Below are 18,187 nucleotides of genomic sequence, written 5' to 3' on the forward strand. Positions count from 1 at the left end.
ATGGAACATAGAGACTTTTACAACAGACTGTCGGAAAGTGTTAAAGAAGATTTAAACTATTTGAAATCAATTCCTATTCAAGAATGGCAAACGAAGTTAGAATTGCTTCTTAGTGAAAGTTCTAATCCTGAGCGTGTTATTGTTGCATTTACTCAGTTCTTAAAGAATGTGCCAGCACCTATTGAAACTTATATCGCTAAATATCTCGAGACACCAAAGTACCTCCGATTTTTTGAAAGGATATTTTCTCAAAGTCCTTTTCTTACCGATACCCTTATTAAACATCCAGACTATGCTGATGAGATTTTATTATCACCTCATCTTTCACGTGCACTCACTAAAGATGAATGGTTACTTTATTTAGGGTGGGACTCTACTCTGCTAACCTCTAATTCTGACATTATAAATTATCTCCAAAACAATCAATTTATATCTGCAAATAATTGGAATTTAAGAAAAATCATGATATATCTTCGCCAGTGTCATAAGAAGGCATTGCTAAGAATCACTACCCGTGATATAGTAGAACATAATGAAGTTAAGTCAATTGCAGAAGACCTGTCTAACCTTGCAGATGCACACCTTGAATTATGTTTTCATCTTGTTTTGGCTTATTTAACTCAAAGTTATGGAAGACCAATTAAGTATAGTGACGAAAAGAAGGAAGGTATTCCTTCTCGCTTTGTCATCCTTGGTTTGGGGAAATTAGGAGGCAGAGAACTTAATTTTAGTTCAGATATTGATTTACTATTTATTTACGATGATGATGGAGAGACAAGTGGTGGCTTAAAAGGACAAATTACCAACCGTGAATTTTATTGCAAATTGGGAGAACAAATCATCAAATTTCTTTCTGAGCATACAGAAGAAGGGCAAATTTATCGTGTTGATATGCGTCTACGTCCTTATGGGAAAGTAGGTGCTTTAGCAGAAACTCTTGCAAATTCTGTCGAGTATTATTATCAATATGGACGGGCGTGGGAACGACAGGCATTAGTAAAGTGTAGACCATGTGCGGGTGATTTGGATTTGGGCGATGAATTTATAGTAACAATGCGTCCTTTCGTTTTTCCCAAATTTTTTGATGATAAAACGTTGGAGGATATACACCAGACAAAACTAATGGTTGAAAAACAAGTTGCGGAGCAAGGACAAACAGATTACGAAGTTAAATTAGGGTGGGGTGGAATTCGAGATATTGAATTTACAGTGCAATTACTTCAATTGTTAAACGGTGGGAGAAAACCTGAATTGAGGATTACTAATACTATTGAAGCAATTCATAAGCTGATGGAAAATAATTATTTGAAACCGTTTGATGCAGAAACGTTAATAACGAACTATTGTTTTTTGAGAGAGATAGAACATCGCCTACAGATTGAATATGGAACTCAAAAACACGCTTTGCCCCAGAATGCGGAGGAGTTAGATGAGTTTGCCCGACGATTAGGCTATACTTCTGGCGAATCATTTTGGCGTGTTTATAAAGATAAGACCCGTGAAGTTCGTGTTATATTGGAACAATTTGTTGCGGTCAAGGCTTCTGGAAATCTATGGGTTTATGATTTGGTAAGTTTACAAACAGAGGGAAAGGAAGGGATAGAAAAATTAAAAGAATTTGGTTTTAAAGACGTAACAGAAGCAAAAGATATTTTCCGCAAATTAGCAAATGGTTCTGAGGGAACTCCGTACCCGCTACATGTACGCGAGAATTTTATTAATATCGTTCCCTACTTATGTGAAGAATTAAGAAAAACACTTTCTCCAGATATTGCTCTGGAGCAGTTTTATTCTCAACTTTCACGAATGAGATTTCCCGGAATTGTCTATGAATTATTTAAAGAAAATCATAACCTATGTTCATTCTTTGTTACATTGACAACTCGTGCTCCCGCCTTAGCAGATGTATGGATAAAAGAACCAAGTAGTATCGAGGTTCTTCTCCGAGAAGAACTTATTGGACAAAAGGTTGATGCGAATTACTTAACATTTTCATTACAAGAACTGAAAAGGTCTGTATTCCCCGAGTCTTCTCACTATCGGTTAAAGGATTCTGAATGGCTACGTATCGCATTGGGAGATTTACTGGGCAAGTTTGCTATCGATGAAGTCTGTGAGCAATTAACTCTTCTGGCTGAAATAATATTGGAAGATATTGTGGTAGAGGCTCAACAAGAGACAAGGCAGAAGTATGGCGTGTCTACGATTCCTTTTGTAGTTATCGGGTTGGGTAAAATTGGCGGAAGAGAGATGACTTTCGGTAGCGACCTCGATTTGATATTTGTTTATGATGATGAACATATAAATTCTGTTGAAAAATCAGAGGATATGCTTATCAGCCCATCGGAATATTTTGCGGATGTATCATCACGTATTATAAAAAAGCTAAAAGAACCTACACGTTTCGGGATTTTGTATGATATTGATGCTCGATTACGTCCTTATGGCTCAAAAGGTGTATTAGCAATAAGCTTATCACAATTTAAAGACTACTACGAGAATGAGGCAGATATTTGGGAAAAAATGGCATTAATGAAAGCACGTGTTATTATAAAACATGGTCATATTAACAAAGATATTTACCAGATGCTTACCAAATTAGCATTCTATTTTCCTGTATCAATAGAAGATTTACAAAAAAGTGAAGATATACGTCAAAAAATGGTTCAGCAAACGAGTACAAATAACTTAAAGAAATCGGAAGGTGGAACTGCAGAATTAGAGTATATCGTTCGCTGGTGGCAGAGAATGAAAGTTGAGAAATTTCCAGAATTAGCAACCCCGTCTGTGATTAATGCTTTAAACATTCTAATAAATGTTGCACCTGAACACTTGCAAAAATGGCAATTCTTAAAGAAGACATTTGGTATCTATTTGCAAATATTGAATCGCTATCGCCTTTTCACTGGTGTTCGTAGTTCTACCCTTTCTGAACAAGCACTTTCCTCCCTTCCACAATTATTACCTGAACTACAGTTTACACCGACACCATCAGAATACCTGATTAACTTAAAAACAGAAGTCCATCAATTTTATTTAGAAACTATGCAAACCGTTCAAAACTGGATTGAGTTAAGGAATTAGAAAGGTGTTTTTTGAATTTGCCAAGTGGATAAATGTTGATTTTTGACAGGAGGGGTAATTTCAACCATTTTATTTTTTGTTACACTTTTCTTTTTGAGATAATCTCTCCAATTAAACCATATTCTAATGCCTCTTCTGCGGACATCCAGAAATTGCGATCACTGTCTTTGGCTATTTTCTCTATTGGATGACCTGTTTCTAATGATAAAAGACGGTTAATTCTTTCCCGAATTTTTAAAATTTCCTGTGCTTCTATTCTAATATCTGCTGCCTGTCCACCAGCACCCCCTGAAGGTTGATGTATCAAGAAACGTGTGTTTGGTAGTGCCAATCTTCGCTCCTTTGGTGCACCCATCATAATAGGAACAGCAATACTTGCAACCCAACCTACGCCAATGGTTGTAACTGGCGAATGTATAAACTTCATAATATCGTAAATGGCAAAGCCCGAATCTACATGTCCGCCAGGAGAACATACATACACAGTTATCGGTTCCTGAGATTCGTAATCCAACAATAACAATTGTGTTATGGCTTTTTCTGCCAATTCCTGAGTTACTTCGCCAGATATGATAACTGCACGATTTTTTAATAGTCGAACCGTTAAGCCTTCCGACTGAACGGGTTTTTCTTCTTCACAAATTTCAGGCTCTTCGTTAAAAATCATGGTATTGCTCCTTTGATTAACAGGATTATATCTAAATTAGTTAAGAGATAATTTTAACTTGAAACCCTTTGAAAAAACAATTTTATCTATTTTATTTGTCTCCAAAAATCGAATACTGGAAAGGTTTCTTGTTTTTGATTTTATTCTTTCAACCTCATATTGTATTTCGGAAGCAGATTTTATGATAAATTTACTCAATCCAGCCAGTGCGAAAAAAATCAAACATTTGGTCTATGAAACCAGGGTAGTATTCATGAGCGAAATCAGGGTAGAGAATAACTTTTTTTGGGGATTTAATTTTATTGTATGCGGAGAATTGAGTTGAGGGAGGACAAATTTGGTCCATTAACCCGATTGCCATAAGGACTTCACCTTGTATGCGTTCTGCTAAATATTGACAGTCAATATAACCTAATTTACGGAAAATTTCATCTTCACGTTCATGTCGTGGGTCAAACAAACGGAAGTATGTTTTTAATTCTTCATAAGCTTCTTCTGCCAAATCCATCTCCCAAACTCTTTTGTAGTCGCATAGAAATGGACACATAGGTGCTAATTTCTTTATTCGGGGTTCCAGACCTGCACAGGCTAATGTTAATGCCCCGCCTTGGGACATTCCATAGGCACCCAATTTATTTTCATCGACCTCTTCAAACTGTGTTATTACAGATACCAATGCCACGGTATCTAAAAAGATGTGTCGGTAGAGTAAATTATCTGGCACATCGTCTAATCCACGGATAATATGTCCTTTCAGGGTATTTCCTACAATGTTCCCCGTTTCTGTGGATTGCCCACCTTGTCCACGGACATCCATAGCGGTTACACAAAAACCTTCCGCAACGAAACCTAATTTTTCATACCAATCGCCAGCATTGCCACCGTAACCATGAAATTTAAGCAGTGTTGGGCATGGCTTTGACCGTTTTGCAGGACGCAAGTATTGAGCATGGATTCGAGCACCACGAACACTGTTGAAATATAAGTCAAAACACTCGGCTATTTTGCTATGAAAAGAGGCAGGTATTAGTTCTACCTTAAAATCGAGCGTTTTAAGTTCTGCTAACGCTCGTTGCCAGTAGTCATCAAAATCTTCAGGTTTTGGATTTCTACCTTGATACTTCCATAGTTCCTCTAATGGTAGTTCAAACACAGGCATTGTCAACTCTCCTTAAATGTTATTAATTCAAAAAAATTTGTTTGGTTTTTAATATTTTTTATTGTGTGATAATATGGTCAAATAAAATTTTAGCACCGATAATAAACAAAAGGATAGCCCCGACTAATTCCATGCCCTTACCGAATTTTTTGCTTACATAAATTCCAATTCTCATCCCCAAAAGGGTTAGAAATCCCGCTGTAATGCCTATCCAAAATGATGGAAACCAGATGGAAACACCAATAAAAGCGAAGCTTAATCCGACAGCATAAGCGTCAATACTGGTTGCAATTGAGAGCATAATTAAGGAGATGCCACGAGTTGGATCTTTTTTCAGTGGGTGATTATTATCTGTGGATGGATTCTCTGGGGAAGAGGGTTCTTTATCAAGGAAAGATTGGTAGACGATTTTTCCACCGATACCCCAGAGAATGGAGCATGCAATCCAGTGGTCATAATCCAGAAGCCAATCCCCCACCTGATTTCCTGTATACCAGCCCAAAATGGGCATAATTGCTTGAAATAAACCGAAATGGAAAGATAGTCGGAACATTTGTCGTGGGCTGACTTTGCGAATAAGGGTGCTAATACCAATAGATACAGCGAAGGCATCCATCGCTAAAGCGATGGCTATTCCAGCTAAAACAAATGGATTTAACATGCATTGTCAACTTTCATAAAAGCAATAAATGTTCCCATTTAATCAGAATATTGTTAAACTTTTAAATCATACAATAGTTTGCGATTAAGGTATTGATATGTTTTACATCTATTAATTCTTTTTACGTCGTCGATTTTGACGCCACCTTCCTGCCCATTGATAGATAGGTGAAATAAATCTGCCTAATGAGGGACATAATGAGACAATCTGAAAAAGTTTTACCTTAAATCGTGGAATGAATATTTCCATCGGTTTTTTAGGTAAGGCTCTTTTGACAATAGCTTTTTCAATATCTTTAACAGTTAGAATACGTAAACCTGAAAAGTACAATTCTGCTGCTTCGACATGAAGCTGATTATCTAACATTGGCGTTTGTACGGTAGCAGGGCAAATCACAGTAACATATACCCCTTTCTTTTTCAGTTCTAAAGCAACAGATAGTGAATATGCCCGAACTGCATGTTTACTTGCTGAATAAATTGATAATCCTGGCACAGGGACAACCCCTGCAATTGAAGAAATGTTAATGATATGTCCACTTCCACGTTCAACCATGTGTCGTGCGGAAATTTGTGTTCCGAATATTGTGCCTTTAAGGTTTACATCAATTTGTGAATGAATCTCTTTTAATGGTGTTTCTGTAGCCCATGAGGAAAGAAGTAGCCCCGCAAAATTGATAGTTACGTCAATTCCTCCCCATTCTTTAACTGCTTTCTGAAAGACATCTTCCCATTCATTGTAATTAGTCACATCCAGACGAAATAGGCGAACCTGTGATGGGTTCCAGCCTTCTTCTGTCGCTACTTGCTCTAACTGTTCTGCATTAATATCTGTGGCTATGACCTTATGCCCTTGCCTCAGGAAAACAGTGGTCATATGTCTTCCCATGCCACTGGCACAGCCTGTCAGAAAAAAAGTAGATAGCATAAGTCAATCCTTTTTATTCTTGTTTTGGTGTATAGATTTTACAGAGTAAACAAGAACGCCCCAAACAGAATAGCAAGCACCCGAAGAAGTATACCCATGATTGACAAACCAATATATGCAAGGTCTTCTAAAACATTCACAGTTTCAACTCCTTAAAATATAAGATCTATTGAAATCAAAATAATTCTTTAAACCCAAAAATAGATAGAAGCAAAAGAACAATATCCATCAAGAAAATAAACACAACTGTGAGGAATTCAGTCATAAAATTATCCTTTTATTTAAAGGTTAATTATAGTGTATTTTTCAATTCAAAAGTAAGTATATCAAAAGTTTTATTTTCAAACAAAGAATTTTTATGGTTGTAAGAAATTGACTGTTTATTGTCTAAATATGAAACAAATGTAAATCAAATATATTTAATGGAAAGTAAGATTTTATCCACAACCTGTTCATGATTCAAATGATGACAATCGATGATTATGTCTGCCCATGATTCATAAAGCGGTGTTCGTTCTTGATATAAATCATACAGAGTTTGTCCTTTGGCTCTTACCAATCCACGTTCTTCAACACTCTTTGCACGTCGATTAATTTCTTCGAATGGATATTTTAGGTAAATGATATTTCCAAGTTGCTTCAGGTATTCCATTGCTTTATGGCTATATACCACACTACCTCCAGTTGCGACGACACACTGGAGAGGCTTGATTTTAAGTACATACTCCTCCTCAATTTTGCGGAATTGTTCTACCCCTTGCTCATCAATAATCTGTTGAAGTAATTTGCCAGTTTCAGATTGTATTAACAAATCGGTATCTATAAAATTCCAATGCAATGATTTAGCTAACAAGACACCAATGGTGCTTTTCCCTGACCACGGCATACCAATTAAAATAATGTTCTCTTTTATCATTTGTAATTCCAATATAATTTTAATGACATGACAAGATAGGTGTCTGTAGAATTTAATAAAGTTTTACAAATATTATAAAAAACAAGTCTGAAAATAAAAATGGGAATTCATGTTCTAATGTAAGGATTATTCTTTTTCATTCTTTTTTGTTCGTCCCATCCGAATCTTTTGGAAACAGAGATTTTCATCTTTGGTTAAATGAATCAGTTTGCGAATACCTCGTCTAAGGGCTCTATGTATAGCAGAAGGGTTTGCCCCTGAACGTTCTGAAATAGTTTCAAGTGTTAGTCCTTGAAAATAATACATTTCAATATAGCGTTTTTCTTTTGGACTAAGTTTTCGCTGAACCTGTTTTCTAACCCATTGCAAAAGACGAGTCTTTTCTTCTCCCCATGCTAATTTTTTCTCAATCTCTTCTGGTGATTCATACCACAATGAGCAATGTGATGGTACTTGTTCCAAAAAATCTTGCGATACTAAAACAGTATGGTTCAAAAACTCCTTTTCTAAACAATCGGTATTTTTACTTTTGGTAAGTAGGTGTTGTGAATTCTTTTTCATAACTTTAATCCTTTCTTTTTTGAAAATAAAACGTAACAATCCTTAATAACTTAATAGTAAAAAGGTGAGAACATTTTACGAATATGGAATTGAAAAAGTACTTTGCAGATGGTTTATTTTTTGTTTAATTTTTATTTGGTTTTATTTTTAAGAAATCAGTTTAGGTGAAAAAGAGAATCGCAAAGAAAATCTAAATATGTAAAAAAGATTTTTCAAATAGTGTCTTTTTAATTGCGGTATGTTGATTGAGCAGAATACTGTATAAATTAAAAGGAAATTTTTTTGTCAGGAATGTTTGTACATATATATGTGGTAATTCTGAAAAATAAGAATACAATATGTTGTGTTTCTGCGAAAATTGTAGAATAAAAAATTTTTAAATTTTATAAAAAAAATGGGTATTTTAATTTGACAAGTGGTTTTGTTTTATGTTAAGATTTTACAAATTTAATATGAAAATTCATCGCCGCCAATTCTGAAATCCAGCGAGAAGAAAGGAGGTATGATGACCAGAGAGAAGGCTCGCACAGGAATTGGATTGGGTCGATGTGGTCGATAAAATGTAGATGAGAAAGTGTCTGTGAGGGCAGACACGGAAAGAAAAGTTTATATTAAATTGAACTGAACTTGTAAAAGGAGTATGAAACTATGCGTAAAAGCATGTTATTAGTTGCAGTAGCAGTCGTACTTTTAGGCACGATGGCTTATGCCGAACTTCAGAATGTAGAAGTCGGCGGAAAAATTCGCATTCGTGCGAATTGGTTAGATTATGATGATGCCGGTGAAACAAGCTTTATCGAACAGAGAACACGTTTAAATGTAAAAGCAGACTTCACCGATGAAGTTACAGCGATGATTGAATTAGACAGCTATGATATTTGGGGCGAGGATTTTCGTTCTCCCAATTATCTTACTGGTGTAGACAATCGTCAGGCGAGTGTAGATGATGTTGAAGTCTATCAAGCCTATGTCGAAGCCCGTGAGATGTGGGGAACCCCGCTTCGTGCCCGTGTTGGTCGTCAGGAATTGACCCTTGGTAGTGGCTGGCTTGTCGGCACAAACGACAAACGCTACAACTTCACAGGTCTTTCCTGGGATGCACTTCGCTTGAGCTATGTAACAGACATGGTCAGCGTTGATGCTATCGCAGCCAAATTAGTCGAATCCATGAAGGATTTCGCAGAAGATGATGTTGATTTGTATGCTATCTATGGTAGCTATACAGGTCTTGAAGATGTCGTAATCGATGCCTACTGGATGTATATCCGTGACGATGCGACAGAACTTGAATCTAACCTTCATACCCTTGGTCTTCGCGGTGCTGGTAAAGTCGGTGCCTTCGATTTCGAAGCTGAAGCCGCTTATCAGTTAGGTGATGCAGAAGACACAGGTTGGTGGATTTTTGGTCAAACCAATGATTTCAATGCATGGGCAGCAAACCTTGAATTAGGTTACACCTTCGATATTTCCTGGCAGCCACGGATTTATGCCGGCTTTGCATATTTGGAAGGACCGGATGTGGATTGCTATTGGTTCAAGAAAGACGATGTTGAATTTGCTTTCAACCGTCTATTCTCCAACTGGGAATATTCTGATTTCTTAGACGATACAACACTTAGCAATGCTTTCGTATATCGTCTTGGTTTAGGTGTCCAGCCGACCGAAGCCATTAAACTTGCTCTTGAAGGTCAATATTACATGTTAGACGAAGAAGCAAAGAATGATGATGATGAGTTAGGTTGGGAACTTCAGTTAACAGGTGCTTACAACTACAGCGAAGACTTAGTTGTTCGTGCTGGTTACTCCCATTTCTTCGGTCAAGAACTGCTTGAAGACCAGGATTTCAACTACCTATTTGCTGAAACTGAGATTAGCTTCTAATGTCTCTGTTCATTGGTTTCTTCTCCTAAATCAATATTTAGGAAAAGAGAGTAGAAAAGGGCCTCGTAAGGGAAACCTTACGAGGCTGTCTATTTTTAAATCAATCTAATCTAAAGGTTTTGTTTAACAATTTAAAAACTCTACTTGATTTTTTCTATGCATTTCTTTTATTGTTTTTACATATTTTTTTTGCAATGTCAACATGAATAAAACTTAATAAAAAGAAAGGGTCCTAAATTGAGTGAAACACCTATCTTAAAACCTACTCAAGCATTAGATTTGCTCTATGAATTTGAACGTGAACCAGTGACAGAGGATAAACTTCAGCCAGGTCGTTATTTTGCAGGTTTATTCGCTGGTGAACACGTTGCGGGAACTGAATTTGTTATCGGAGCGTTATTTGTTAGTTGGGGAGTTAATGCCTATGACATCTTTGTCGGGTTGCTTCTTGGAAATTTAATGGCGGTACTCACCTGGACGTTAATATGTGCCCCAATTGCAGTACGTACACGTCTAACGCTTTATTGGTTTTTACGTAAAGTTGCAGGTCCAACTGTTACAACAATATATAACGTGTTAAATGCATTTCTATTTTGTATTTTGGCGGGCTGTATGATTACTGTTTCTGCCTCAGCAGTTCGTGTTCCGCTGGGGATACCTCCTCAAACGCAATGGATACCTACTGACTTCCGATTCGTACTTGTAGTATTAGTGGTAGGGGCTGTTGTTGTAACTCTTGCTATTTTGGGCTTTAAACGATTATCCCAATTTTCTGTAGTATGTTCACCATGGATGTTCCTCATGTTCATTGCAGGTGCAATTGCCCTTTTACCAGCAGCAGGTGTTGATATTCGCACCTGGAATGATTTCTGGCAAATTGCGACCCAGAAAATATGGACTGGAGTTCGTCCAGATGGGAAAGAACCGATATCTTTCTGGCATGTATCTGCTTTTGCATGGATATGTAACCTGGCGATGCATGGTGGTCTCTCTGATATGGCAATTTTTAGATATGCTCGCTCCTCTGCCTATGGGCTTTTCTCTGCTTTTGGTATGTTTTTAGGTCATTATTTAGCGTGGATTTGTGCTGGTATAATGGGTGCTATGTCTGCAATCCTATTACAAAAAAGTATTATTGAACTTGATTCTGGTGCTGTGGCTACTGAAGCATTAGGTACTGCTGGTCTAATTGCGGTAATATTGGCAGGTTGGACTACATCAAACCCGACTCTGTATCGGGCAGGCCTTGCTTTGCAGGCAGTTACACCTGGATGGCCAAGATGGCTCGTTACTTTACTGGCAGGTGCTGGTACTACAATTATTGCTTGTTCACCATTTGTCTTTACAAAATTACTCGATTTTGTGGGTTACTATGGTTTGCTTCTTATGCCCTTGGGTGCAGTGGCATTTACGGAGTACTGGATATTCCCTAAAATAGGATTGACACGATACTGGATTGAGAAGAAGCAAATGTCGATGAATCTACCTGCTTTGTTAAGTTGGCTCATCTCCATTGCAGTTGCCATTACATTGGAAAAAACAGGGACATTGCATCTTTTCTTCTTATTTGTACCTGTCTGGCTTATGACTTCTATTCTATATACTATTCTGGCTATGTTAATGGGGGCAAGAGATGTTCCAGCGGATGCAAAAGAAGTTATACCTACTGCAGAAAACAATTTGATTGTAACATCTTCTCAAAGAAAAAAAGAAATCACTCAAAAAGAAGAATCAAAATCTGACCCTGTTGTATGGATATCGGGTATCATCGCAGGTCTATCATTAATTATATGCTTACTACTTTCAATCTGGGTGTTTGTTAAAGGAACCAATGGCTTTGCTCAAAACCTCAAAACGTTCCATAGCATTCTTCTTTATCCAACATTGGCATACTTCATCGCTGGAACGATTTTTGTAATCCGAAGAGACCGAGAGAAACAAAACAATTAATAAAGCAAAAAAGTAGATAGACTTAGACCTAATTGAGGGATACATGAGATCTCGAATATTGTCCGGTATTATTTATTTGACTGTTTTTACCTCCAGTATGGCAATTATGTTCCTTCAATTAGTGGCAGGTCGGATTATTGCACAGTATTTAGGTCAAAGCTTGCTTACTTGGACAAGTATTATTGCAGTTACACTCACGGGAATTGCTATTGGTAATCATGTTGGTGGAATATTATCTGACCGATATAATAACATTAAGACTATTCCTTTTCAGTTTTTCTTTGCCTCTATTCTTATAGCTTCTATTTATATAACAAATCACTTGTTAGGAAATCTCTCTTTATTACAAAATTTGTCTTGGCAGTGGCGAATCCTTGCACATGTATTTCTAATGCTACTTCTACCTTTTCTTGCATTAGGTACCATATCGCCTGTTTTAACTCGCCTATTAATTCAAGTTTCTTCGTCTTCGGGAACAAGTGTAGGTATCTTTTTTGGTTTTTCTTTGTTGGGTAGTTTAGCTGGGACTTTTTTAACAGGCTATGTTTTTCTGGCACATTTTGCCTATACATCATTACTTTTTCTTTCTGCGTTTTTTTTATTTGTTGTTGCTATTGGCTATGCAATTGGTAGTTTGTATATCCAATCAGTTACTTCAAAAAAAATTGAAATGGAGTATTCTGAGAAGGAAGAAAAATCTATAAAAGACGTAGATACTCAGCCATTTTATAAGGTTCTACTCATTTCGTTCTGGGCTGGTGCGGGGGTCATGGTTCTTGAAATTGTATCTGCTCGTCTGCTTGCTAAGAATTTCGGCAATTCCCTATATACATGGACAACGATTATCGGCGTTGTCTTGGGTTGTCTTTCTTTAGGCGGATATATTGGTGGTTATTTAAGTCAACATTTAAATCCGAGGAAAGTTGCCAGTTTCTTCTTGTTCTTGTCGAGTTTATTTCTATTGATTATTCCATTGGCAAATGTCCTTCTGCCATGGAATCCATATTTATGGCATTTTTCATGGCCTGTTCAGATCCTTATTCATTCTATTGTTGTTTTTGGACCTGCATGTGTTGCTTTTGGAACAATCTCCCCAATTTTAATACGAATGATTTCCCCAACAAATGATAAAGATGTCCATGGCAAAAAGATTGGGATGATATACGGAGTGAATGCCTTTGGAGGTATTTTAGGAGTCATTGGAACAGGTTACTATGCTATTGCACATTGGGGCACATCTATCACTATTGCGTTAACAGCGATAATATCGGCTCTATTTTTCCTCTGGATAGCAAAAAAGACGTTGATGTCATTTTCCTACACAATTTTAGTTTTGATACTCTTTTGTAGTGCATTAGCCCCATCGCATCCATGGGACTCGTTGGCATTACAGACAGGACTAAAACCTTATCGTCCTCCAAATGTCCTTTATGAGAAAGAGAGTCATTATAACTATATACAGGTTAAGTTAGCAGACCCAGAACGACCATATATATTGGACCTTGTATTAGATAAAATGATACACAATAGGAAAAATATGAAAGAGCCAAACAAGTTAACAGCACCTTATGAGTATATATTTCATAGTGTCATTGATTACACTCAAAAAGAAAAATTATTTAATCGACAGCTTCTCATTGGAGGTGGTGCCTATACATTTTGCCATTTTCTTGAACAAGAATATCCAACGTGTCAGATTGAAGTGGCAGAGATTGACCCAGAAGTGACTAAAACCGCATTTAAAGTGTTTGGGCTTCCGAAGGATACACATCTTAAAATTTATCATCAAGATGGCAGAAATCGCATAGAGGATTTAGTCCGCGAAAAGAAACATGGTAACATGGCGATTTCGTATGACTGTATCATTAATGACTCATTCAGTGATTATAGTGTTCCTTTCCATCTTATAACCAGAGAATTTGTTGAAAAAATCTATTACATACTATCTTCGGAAGGTATATATCTGACGAATGCTATCGATTGCCTTATGTATGGCTATTTTATCTCTGCCATGTATGAAACGTACAGTAGTGTTTTCCCATACACCTATATGTTCTCCACTACGGATAATCCCGAATCCAGAGATACGTTTGTATTGGTTGCTTCCAAGAAGCCCTTACCAATTCAAACAATTGCAAATCAGGTATATGAACGATATAACACAAAAGTATATCCTTTCTCAGATGAAAAGATAAAAGCACTACTATCTAAAACGACCCCTTTTATCCTTACAGACCAGTTTGCACCTGTGGAAAATCTTTTAGCACCGACCGTCTCATTTACTGAGGAGACGCCATATCTCCGTCGATTAACACGAATAGCAGAAACAATAACAAGCGGTGGGAACATAAATCAGGCTATTGACCAGTTATTAAGAATTATAAATGAACGACCTAACTTTAATAATGCTTATATCATTTTGATTGATGCCCTTATTCAGGCTAAGCGGTATCCAGAAGCCGTGGCATGGGCAAAAAAACTTATCCAGAGATTACCTAATGAAGTGAAAGTGTATACCCTTTTAGGAACTGCTTATGCCAGATTGAGTAATACCCAATCCGCAATTGAAGCATGGGAACAAGCGATTCAAGTAGACCCTAATTTGGGAAATGTTAAAATAAATCTCTCAACATACTTAATTCAACAGAAACAATTTGAAAGAGCAGAAACACTAATTAAAGATGTTTTGGAAAAAGAACCTACCTTAAAATTTAATGCCACGATGAATTATGCAGTATTGAGGTTTGCTCAGGGTAAGTTTGACGAATCGTTACAATATTTACAGCAAGCTGAACACCTCCAACCCAATAATTACTCGATTAAAGAACAAATGGCGGTAGTGTATTATTATTCAGGTGATACTGGTCGTGCTAAAGAACTTATCCGTGAATGTCAAAAGGCAAATCATTCTGTTAATCCTGAATTTTTAAATCTCCTTAATACAAAGAATTAAAAACAAATAGTTTCTCTTGTGAAATAGTATGAGTTAACGTTATAAAATAATAAATCAAATCAATCAAACGAGTAGTAAAAGTGTATGAAAATACTTGTTCTTTCACAATTTTTTCCACCCGAAATGGGAGCCCTATCTGCACGTACCTATGAGCATGCTAAATATTGGGTTTCCGAAGGTCATGAGGTTATAGTTGTTTGTGGTCTGCCTAACTATCCTGATGGTATTGTTCCTCCAGAATATCAGGGAAAGTGGCTTATTCGTGAAAATTGGGATGGTATTAACATACTACGTGGCTGGCTTTTTGTGACTCCTAATCGTGGTGTTGTTAAACGAAGTATTGCCTTTTTAACGTATATGCTCTCTTCGATTATCGTTGCTACTTTTTTTGCGGGGAAATGTGATGTAGTCATGGCAAGTTCCCCGCAGATTCTATGTGGTTTAGCAGGTTATATTGTATCGGTCTTTAAGTGGCGACCCTTTGTATTTGAGGTACGAGACCTCTGGCCTGCACAGATTATTGATTTAGGAGTAATCAAAAATAAATTTATTATCTCAATCCTAACTGCCCTTGAAACGTTTCTTTATCGCCATGCTAAAGCAATTGTTACCATTGCCCCTGCTATGTCACGGGAAATAGCCCGACGCGGTTTTGATGAAAATAAAATTTTCACTATTCCAAATGGTATCGATGAAAATGTCTTTAAACCCTTAGATACACCAAATCGCATTCGCAAAGAAAAAGGTTGGGATGATTCGAAGATTGTTGTACTTTACATTGGGACTATGGGTTTATCGCAGGGACTAAAAACTATCCTTGAAGTTGCGGAACGGGTAAAAGATGACCCACGTCTCCTTTTTGTTTTTGTGGGTGCGGGTGCAGACCGAGATAACCTTATTCGCTTATCAATTCAAATGCAATTGAATAATGTTGAGTTTTACCCCGCAGTGGAGAAAAAAGAAATGCCTGATTGGTATGCCTCATCAGATATTTGCCTTGTTTCACTAAAAAAACGTAATGTCTTCAAATATAACATTCCGTCCAAAATGTTTGAAATTATGGCGTGTGAACGTCCTATCCTCTTAGGTGCTGAAGGTCAAGCACGTGAACTTTTAGAACAAGCAGAAGCTGGTGTCGCTGTGGAACCAGAAAATGTTGATGCTTATACGGAAGGGCTTTTAGTTTTAGCAAATAACCCTGAAATAAGGAAAAATGCTGGCAAAAAAGGACGAGCCTACGTTCTTGAACATTTTACCCGCAAAACAAATGCACAGAAATACCTCCATGTCTTCCAATCTGTAGTAACAGCATGCCCTAATAATAAGATTTAAAAGTTTGATTATCACTCTTTTTTGTATGTTATCGAGAATTATGATTTTGGAGGAGATAATTTTTTAAGAAACTCCCATGGGTATATACTGGAAGTATGTCCATCGCTCCAAAATATGCTTATGGCATAATGGCCTAATAGTTGGAATTGTTCTACCTTTATATCTTCTGGGATATTTTCTTGTTTGAGTAATGGTTGCCCTGTTAGTTCATCTACACAGTAGGCGCATCTACATGCGCGTCGTAATTCTACTAATGAAATTGTGGAGAATTTTCCATCTTTCCAGTCAATTATTAGGTTTTTTCCTTTAACTTGTACTTCTGGCGAGGATAGTGTATTTGCTCTACGTTTTCCTATTTCACGTTGTATCTGCTCTATTAAAGGTTTCCATGTCGTATCGTGCTCTTGACCCGCATTTTTGGTAGAGGCATCATGAAAATTGTGAAGAATAGGAATATTTGCCAGTATTGGCAAACCGAAACGTTGTTGTAAATCGTCTGTCCCATTTCCAAATAAAAAATGTTTTTTCCCGCAGTTATCGCAGATAAAGTAGGACATATTCTCTACAATACCCAGCACAGGGACACGCAATTTTTCGAACATCAAAATTCCTCTGGATACATCAACCAACGACAATGTCTGTGGTGTAGTTACAATAATGGCACCGTCTAAAGCAATCTGTTGAAGGAGTGTTAATTGGATATCACCAGTCCCTGGAGGCAAATCAATGATTAAAAAATCAAGAGGTCCCCATTCTGTTTGGTGTAACAATTGTGTTGTATATGTGGAGACTAAGGGTCCTCGTAATACTGCGGGGGAATCGCCTAATATATATCCTAAAGACATAGTTAGAAGACCATCGATTTCAACAGGTAGAAGTTTTTCATCAATCATTACAACATCTGCATGGACTTTGTTCATCAGTGTAGGTAGTGAAGGACCGTACATATCCAAATCTAACAAGCCCACCCTTAATCCACATCTTTGTAAAGCACGGGCAAGATATGCGGATATGGTTGATTTCCCGACGCCTCCCTTGCATGCGGATATAGCAATAATTGAGTGGATATTATTCAGGGTCACTTGTTGTTGGTGTGGAGATACGTTGCGCTGACGTGAAGTAAATTGGATGTTTATCTTTTTTACCCCTGGTACTGAAAAAACCTTCGCCTCAATTTCTTCTTTAAACTGATTTTTTAGGGGACATGTCGGAATAGTTAATTCAATAATTAAATTAACCACGCCATCATCATCACATGAAACTGATTTTACAAATCCAGCACTGACAATGTCTGTTTTTAAATCAGGGTCGATGACCGTTTTTAAAATAGATATTACCTTTTCTTTAATGGACTCAGAAAAACTCATATTAACACTTCACCCCAACGAGTTATAAAAACGAAAAAATAGAAAGGGAACAACGTAATAGTTACAGGTAGAATTATAACTTTAACTTTATTTTAACACTTGCATTCACATCAAACTTTATATCCGATTGAGTGGAATAACCTATCACATGTAATGTCCCTTCGATACAACCGCCATCGGTAGCATCTTTTATAAAGGGATATATATCAAGTTCTTTGTCAATTAAGAAAGTTATTTCTGTTTTATCTGAACTAATTTCCCCTTCACCAAAAGTTATTTCTTTATCATTGATTTTCAAAATAAGCGAAATTTGCTCGATTTTAGAGAAATCACCTTCTTTAGCTTTCATTTTAATTTGTTCAATCCATAAGTTTTTTACTTTTATTTTTTTAAGTAAATTAAGTGCAATATTTGAACCAATAGGGATATCCCTTAGTGCAGGTTCTACTTCTTTCCTAATTTCTTCAATATTAAATTTTCCGCAAGCTTTTGCAATTGAAACGCTTTTGTCAATTCGAATATCGACATTGGGTTCGCCAGGAATCTTTACATCTTTTGCAAGGGTTGTATCAAACTTAAATTCTGATAAAGAAGAATAATTAAAAATTAATCTGAAACAGCCTGAAAAAGAAATACTCACTATCATAATGAAGAGGATACTCAACAGTTTACTGGTTGCAAATAATTTTTGTGTTTTCATAATATGCTCTCCCAAAAGTTAAAGTTTTT

At 36.8% G+C, this 18,187-nt stretch carries 13 protein-coding genes; 5 read left to right on the forward strand and 8 right to left on the reverse strand.

Annotation, left to right across the window (positions count from 1 at the left end):
• Positions 1-3,084: a bifunctional [glutamate--ammonia ligase]-adenylyl-L-tyrosine phosphorylase/[glutamate--ammonia-ligase] adenylyltransferase gene (glnE, locus tag PLJ10_07005; protein HOK09394.1), complete on the forward strand. Its 3,084-nt coding sequence runs from the start codon at positions 1-3 to the stop codon at positions 3,082-3,084.
• A 79-nt stretch (positions 3,085-3,163) separates the two neighbouring features.
• On the opposite strand, the gene PLJ10_07010 is transcribed toward glnE, so the two are convergent.
• From PLJ10_07010 to PLJ10_07035, 6 genes are all read right to left on the reverse strand, one after another.
• On the reverse strand, positions 3,164-3,751 hold the full coding sequence (locus PLJ10_07010; protein ID HOK09395.1) for an ATP-dependent Clp protease proteolytic subunit: 588 nt from the start codon (positions 3,749-3,751) through the stop codon (positions 3,164-3,166).
• 190 nt (positions 3,752-3,941) lie between these two features.
• Positions 3,942-4,910, reverse strand: a complete 969-nt coding sequence (locus PLJ10_07015) for an alpha/beta fold hydrolase (protein ID HOK09396.1) — start codon at positions 4,908-4,910, stop codon at positions 3,942-3,944.
• 58 nt (positions 4,911-4,968) lie between these two features.
• Positions 4,969-5,571 (reverse strand): manganese efflux pump MntP family protein, encoded by a 603-nt coding sequence (locus PLJ10_07020; GenBank protein HOK09397.1) that lies wholly within the window; start codon positions 5,569-5,571, stop codon positions 4,969-4,971.
• 111 nt (positions 5,572-5,682) lie between these two features.
• Positions 5,683-6,498 (reverse strand): SDR family oxidoreductase, encoded by an 816-nt coding sequence (locus tag PLJ10_07025; GenBank protein ID HOK09398.1) that lies wholly within the window; start codon positions 6,496-6,498, stop codon positions 5,683-5,685.
• Between the two features lie 409 nt (positions 6,499-6,907).
• Positions 6,908-7,414, reverse strand: coding sequence for a shikimate kinase (locus tag PLJ10_07030; protein HOK09399.1), 507 nt, complete (start codon positions 7,412-7,414; stop codon positions 6,908-6,910).
• Positions 7,415-7,540: 126 nt separating this feature from the next.
• Positions 7,541-7,975 carry a sigma factor-like helix-turn-helix DNA-binding protein gene (locus tag PLJ10_07035; protein HOK09400.1) on the reverse strand — a complete coding sequence of 145 codons (435 nt, stop codon included), beginning with the start codon at positions 7,973-7,975 and terminating at the stop codon, positions 7,541-7,543.
• A gap of 648 nt (positions 7,976-8,623) precedes the next feature.
• Between PLJ10_07035 and PLJ10_07040 the strand changes: the two genes are divergently transcribed.
• The 4 genes from PLJ10_07040 (at position 8,624) to PLJ10_07055 (ending at position 16,091) form a co-directional block, all read left to right on the forward strand.
• Positions 8,624-9,856, forward strand: coding sequence for an alginate export family protein (locus tag PLJ10_07040; GenBank protein ID HOK09401.1), 1,233 nt, complete (start codon positions 8,624-8,626; stop codon positions 9,854-9,856).
• A gap of 237 nt (positions 9,857-10,093) precedes the next feature.
• Positions 10,094-11,806: a nucleoside transporter gene (locus PLJ10_07045; protein ID HOK09402.1), complete on the forward strand. Its 1,713-nt coding sequence runs from the start codon at positions 10,094-10,096 to the stop codon at positions 11,804-11,806.
• Between the two features lie 43 nt (positions 11,807-11,849).
• On the forward strand, positions 11,850-14,759 hold the full coding sequence (locus PLJ10_07050; protein ID HOK09403.1) for a fused MFS/spermidine synthase: 2,910 nt from the start codon (positions 11,850-11,852) through the stop codon (positions 14,757-14,759).
• Between the two features lie 84 nt (positions 14,760-14,843).
• Positions 14,844-16,091: a glycosyltransferase family 4 protein gene (locus tag PLJ10_07055; GenBank protein ID HOK09404.1), complete on the forward strand. Its 1,248-nt coding sequence runs from the start codon at positions 14,844-14,846 to the stop codon at positions 16,089-16,091.
• A 38-nt stretch (positions 16,092-16,129) separates the two neighbouring features.
• On the opposite strand, the gene PLJ10_07060 is transcribed toward PLJ10_07055, so the two are convergent.
• Positions 16,130-17,458: a P-loop NTPase gene (locus PLJ10_07060; protein ID HOK09405.1), complete on the reverse strand. Its 1,329-nt coding sequence runs from the start codon at positions 17,456-17,458 to the stop codon at positions 16,130-16,132.
• 73 nt (positions 17,459-17,531) lie between these two features.
• Positions 17,532-18,158 carry a hypothetical protein gene (locus tag PLJ10_07065; protein HOK09406.1) on the reverse strand — a complete coding sequence of 209 codons (627 nt, stop codon included), beginning with the start codon at positions 18,156-18,158 and terminating at the stop codon, positions 17,532-17,534.
• Between the last annotated feature and the right edge of the window lie 29 nt (positions 18,159-18,187).

This window comes from Candidatus Hydrogenedens sp. (genome assembly GCA_035361075.1).
GTDB lineage: Bacteria > Hydrogenedentota > Hydrogenedentia > Hydrogenedentales > Hydrogenedentaceae > Hydrogenedens.

Bases quoted from the DNA above. Each gene is read 5' to 3' on its own strand.
- PLJ10_07060 (HOK09405.1), bottom strand. From the start codon at position 17,458: ATGAGTTTTTCTGAGTCCATTAAAGAAAAGGTAATATCTATTTTAAAA.
- PLJ10_07030 (HOK09399.1), bottom strand. From the start codon at position 7,414: ATGATAAAAGAGAACATTATTTTAATTGGTATGCCGTGGTCAGGGAAA.
- PLJ10_07035 (HOK09400.1), bottom strand. From the start codon at position 7,975: ATGAAAAAGAATTCACAACACCTACTTACCAAAAGTAAAAATACCGAT.
- glnE (HOK09394.1), top strand. From the start codon at position 1: ATGGAACATAGAGACTTTTACAACAGACTGTCGGAAAGTGTTAAAGAA.
- PLJ10_07025 (HOK09398.1), bottom strand. From the start codon at position 6,498: ATGCTATCTACTTTTTTTCTGACAGGCTGTGCCAGTGGCATGGGAAGA.
- PLJ10_07040 (HOK09401.1), top strand. From the start codon at position 8,624: ATGCGTAAAAGCATGTTATTAGTTGCAGTAGCAGTCGTACTTTTAGGC.
- PLJ10_07010 (HOK09395.1), bottom strand. From the start codon at position 3,751: ATGATTTTTAACGAAGAGCCTGAAATTTGTGAAGAAGAAAAACCCGTT.
- PLJ10_07065 (HOK09406.1), bottom strand. From the start codon at position 18,158: ATGAAAACACAAAAATTATTTGCAACCAGTAAACTGTTGAGTATCCTC.
- PLJ10_07015 (HOK09396.1), bottom strand. From the start codon at position 4,910: ATGCCTGTGTTTGAACTACCATTAGAGGAACTATGGAAGTATCAAGGT.
- PLJ10_07020 (HOK09397.1), bottom strand. From the start codon at position 5,571: ATGTTAAATCCATTTGTTTTAGCTGGAATAGCCATCGCTTTAGCGATG.
- PLJ10_07055 (HOK09404.1), top strand. From the start codon at position 14,844: ATGAAAATACTTGTTCTTTCACAATTTTTTCCACCCGAAATGGGAGCC.
- PLJ10_07050 (HOK09403.1), top strand. From the start codon at position 11,850: ATGAGATCTCGAATATTGTCCGGTATTATTTATTTGACTGTTTTTACC.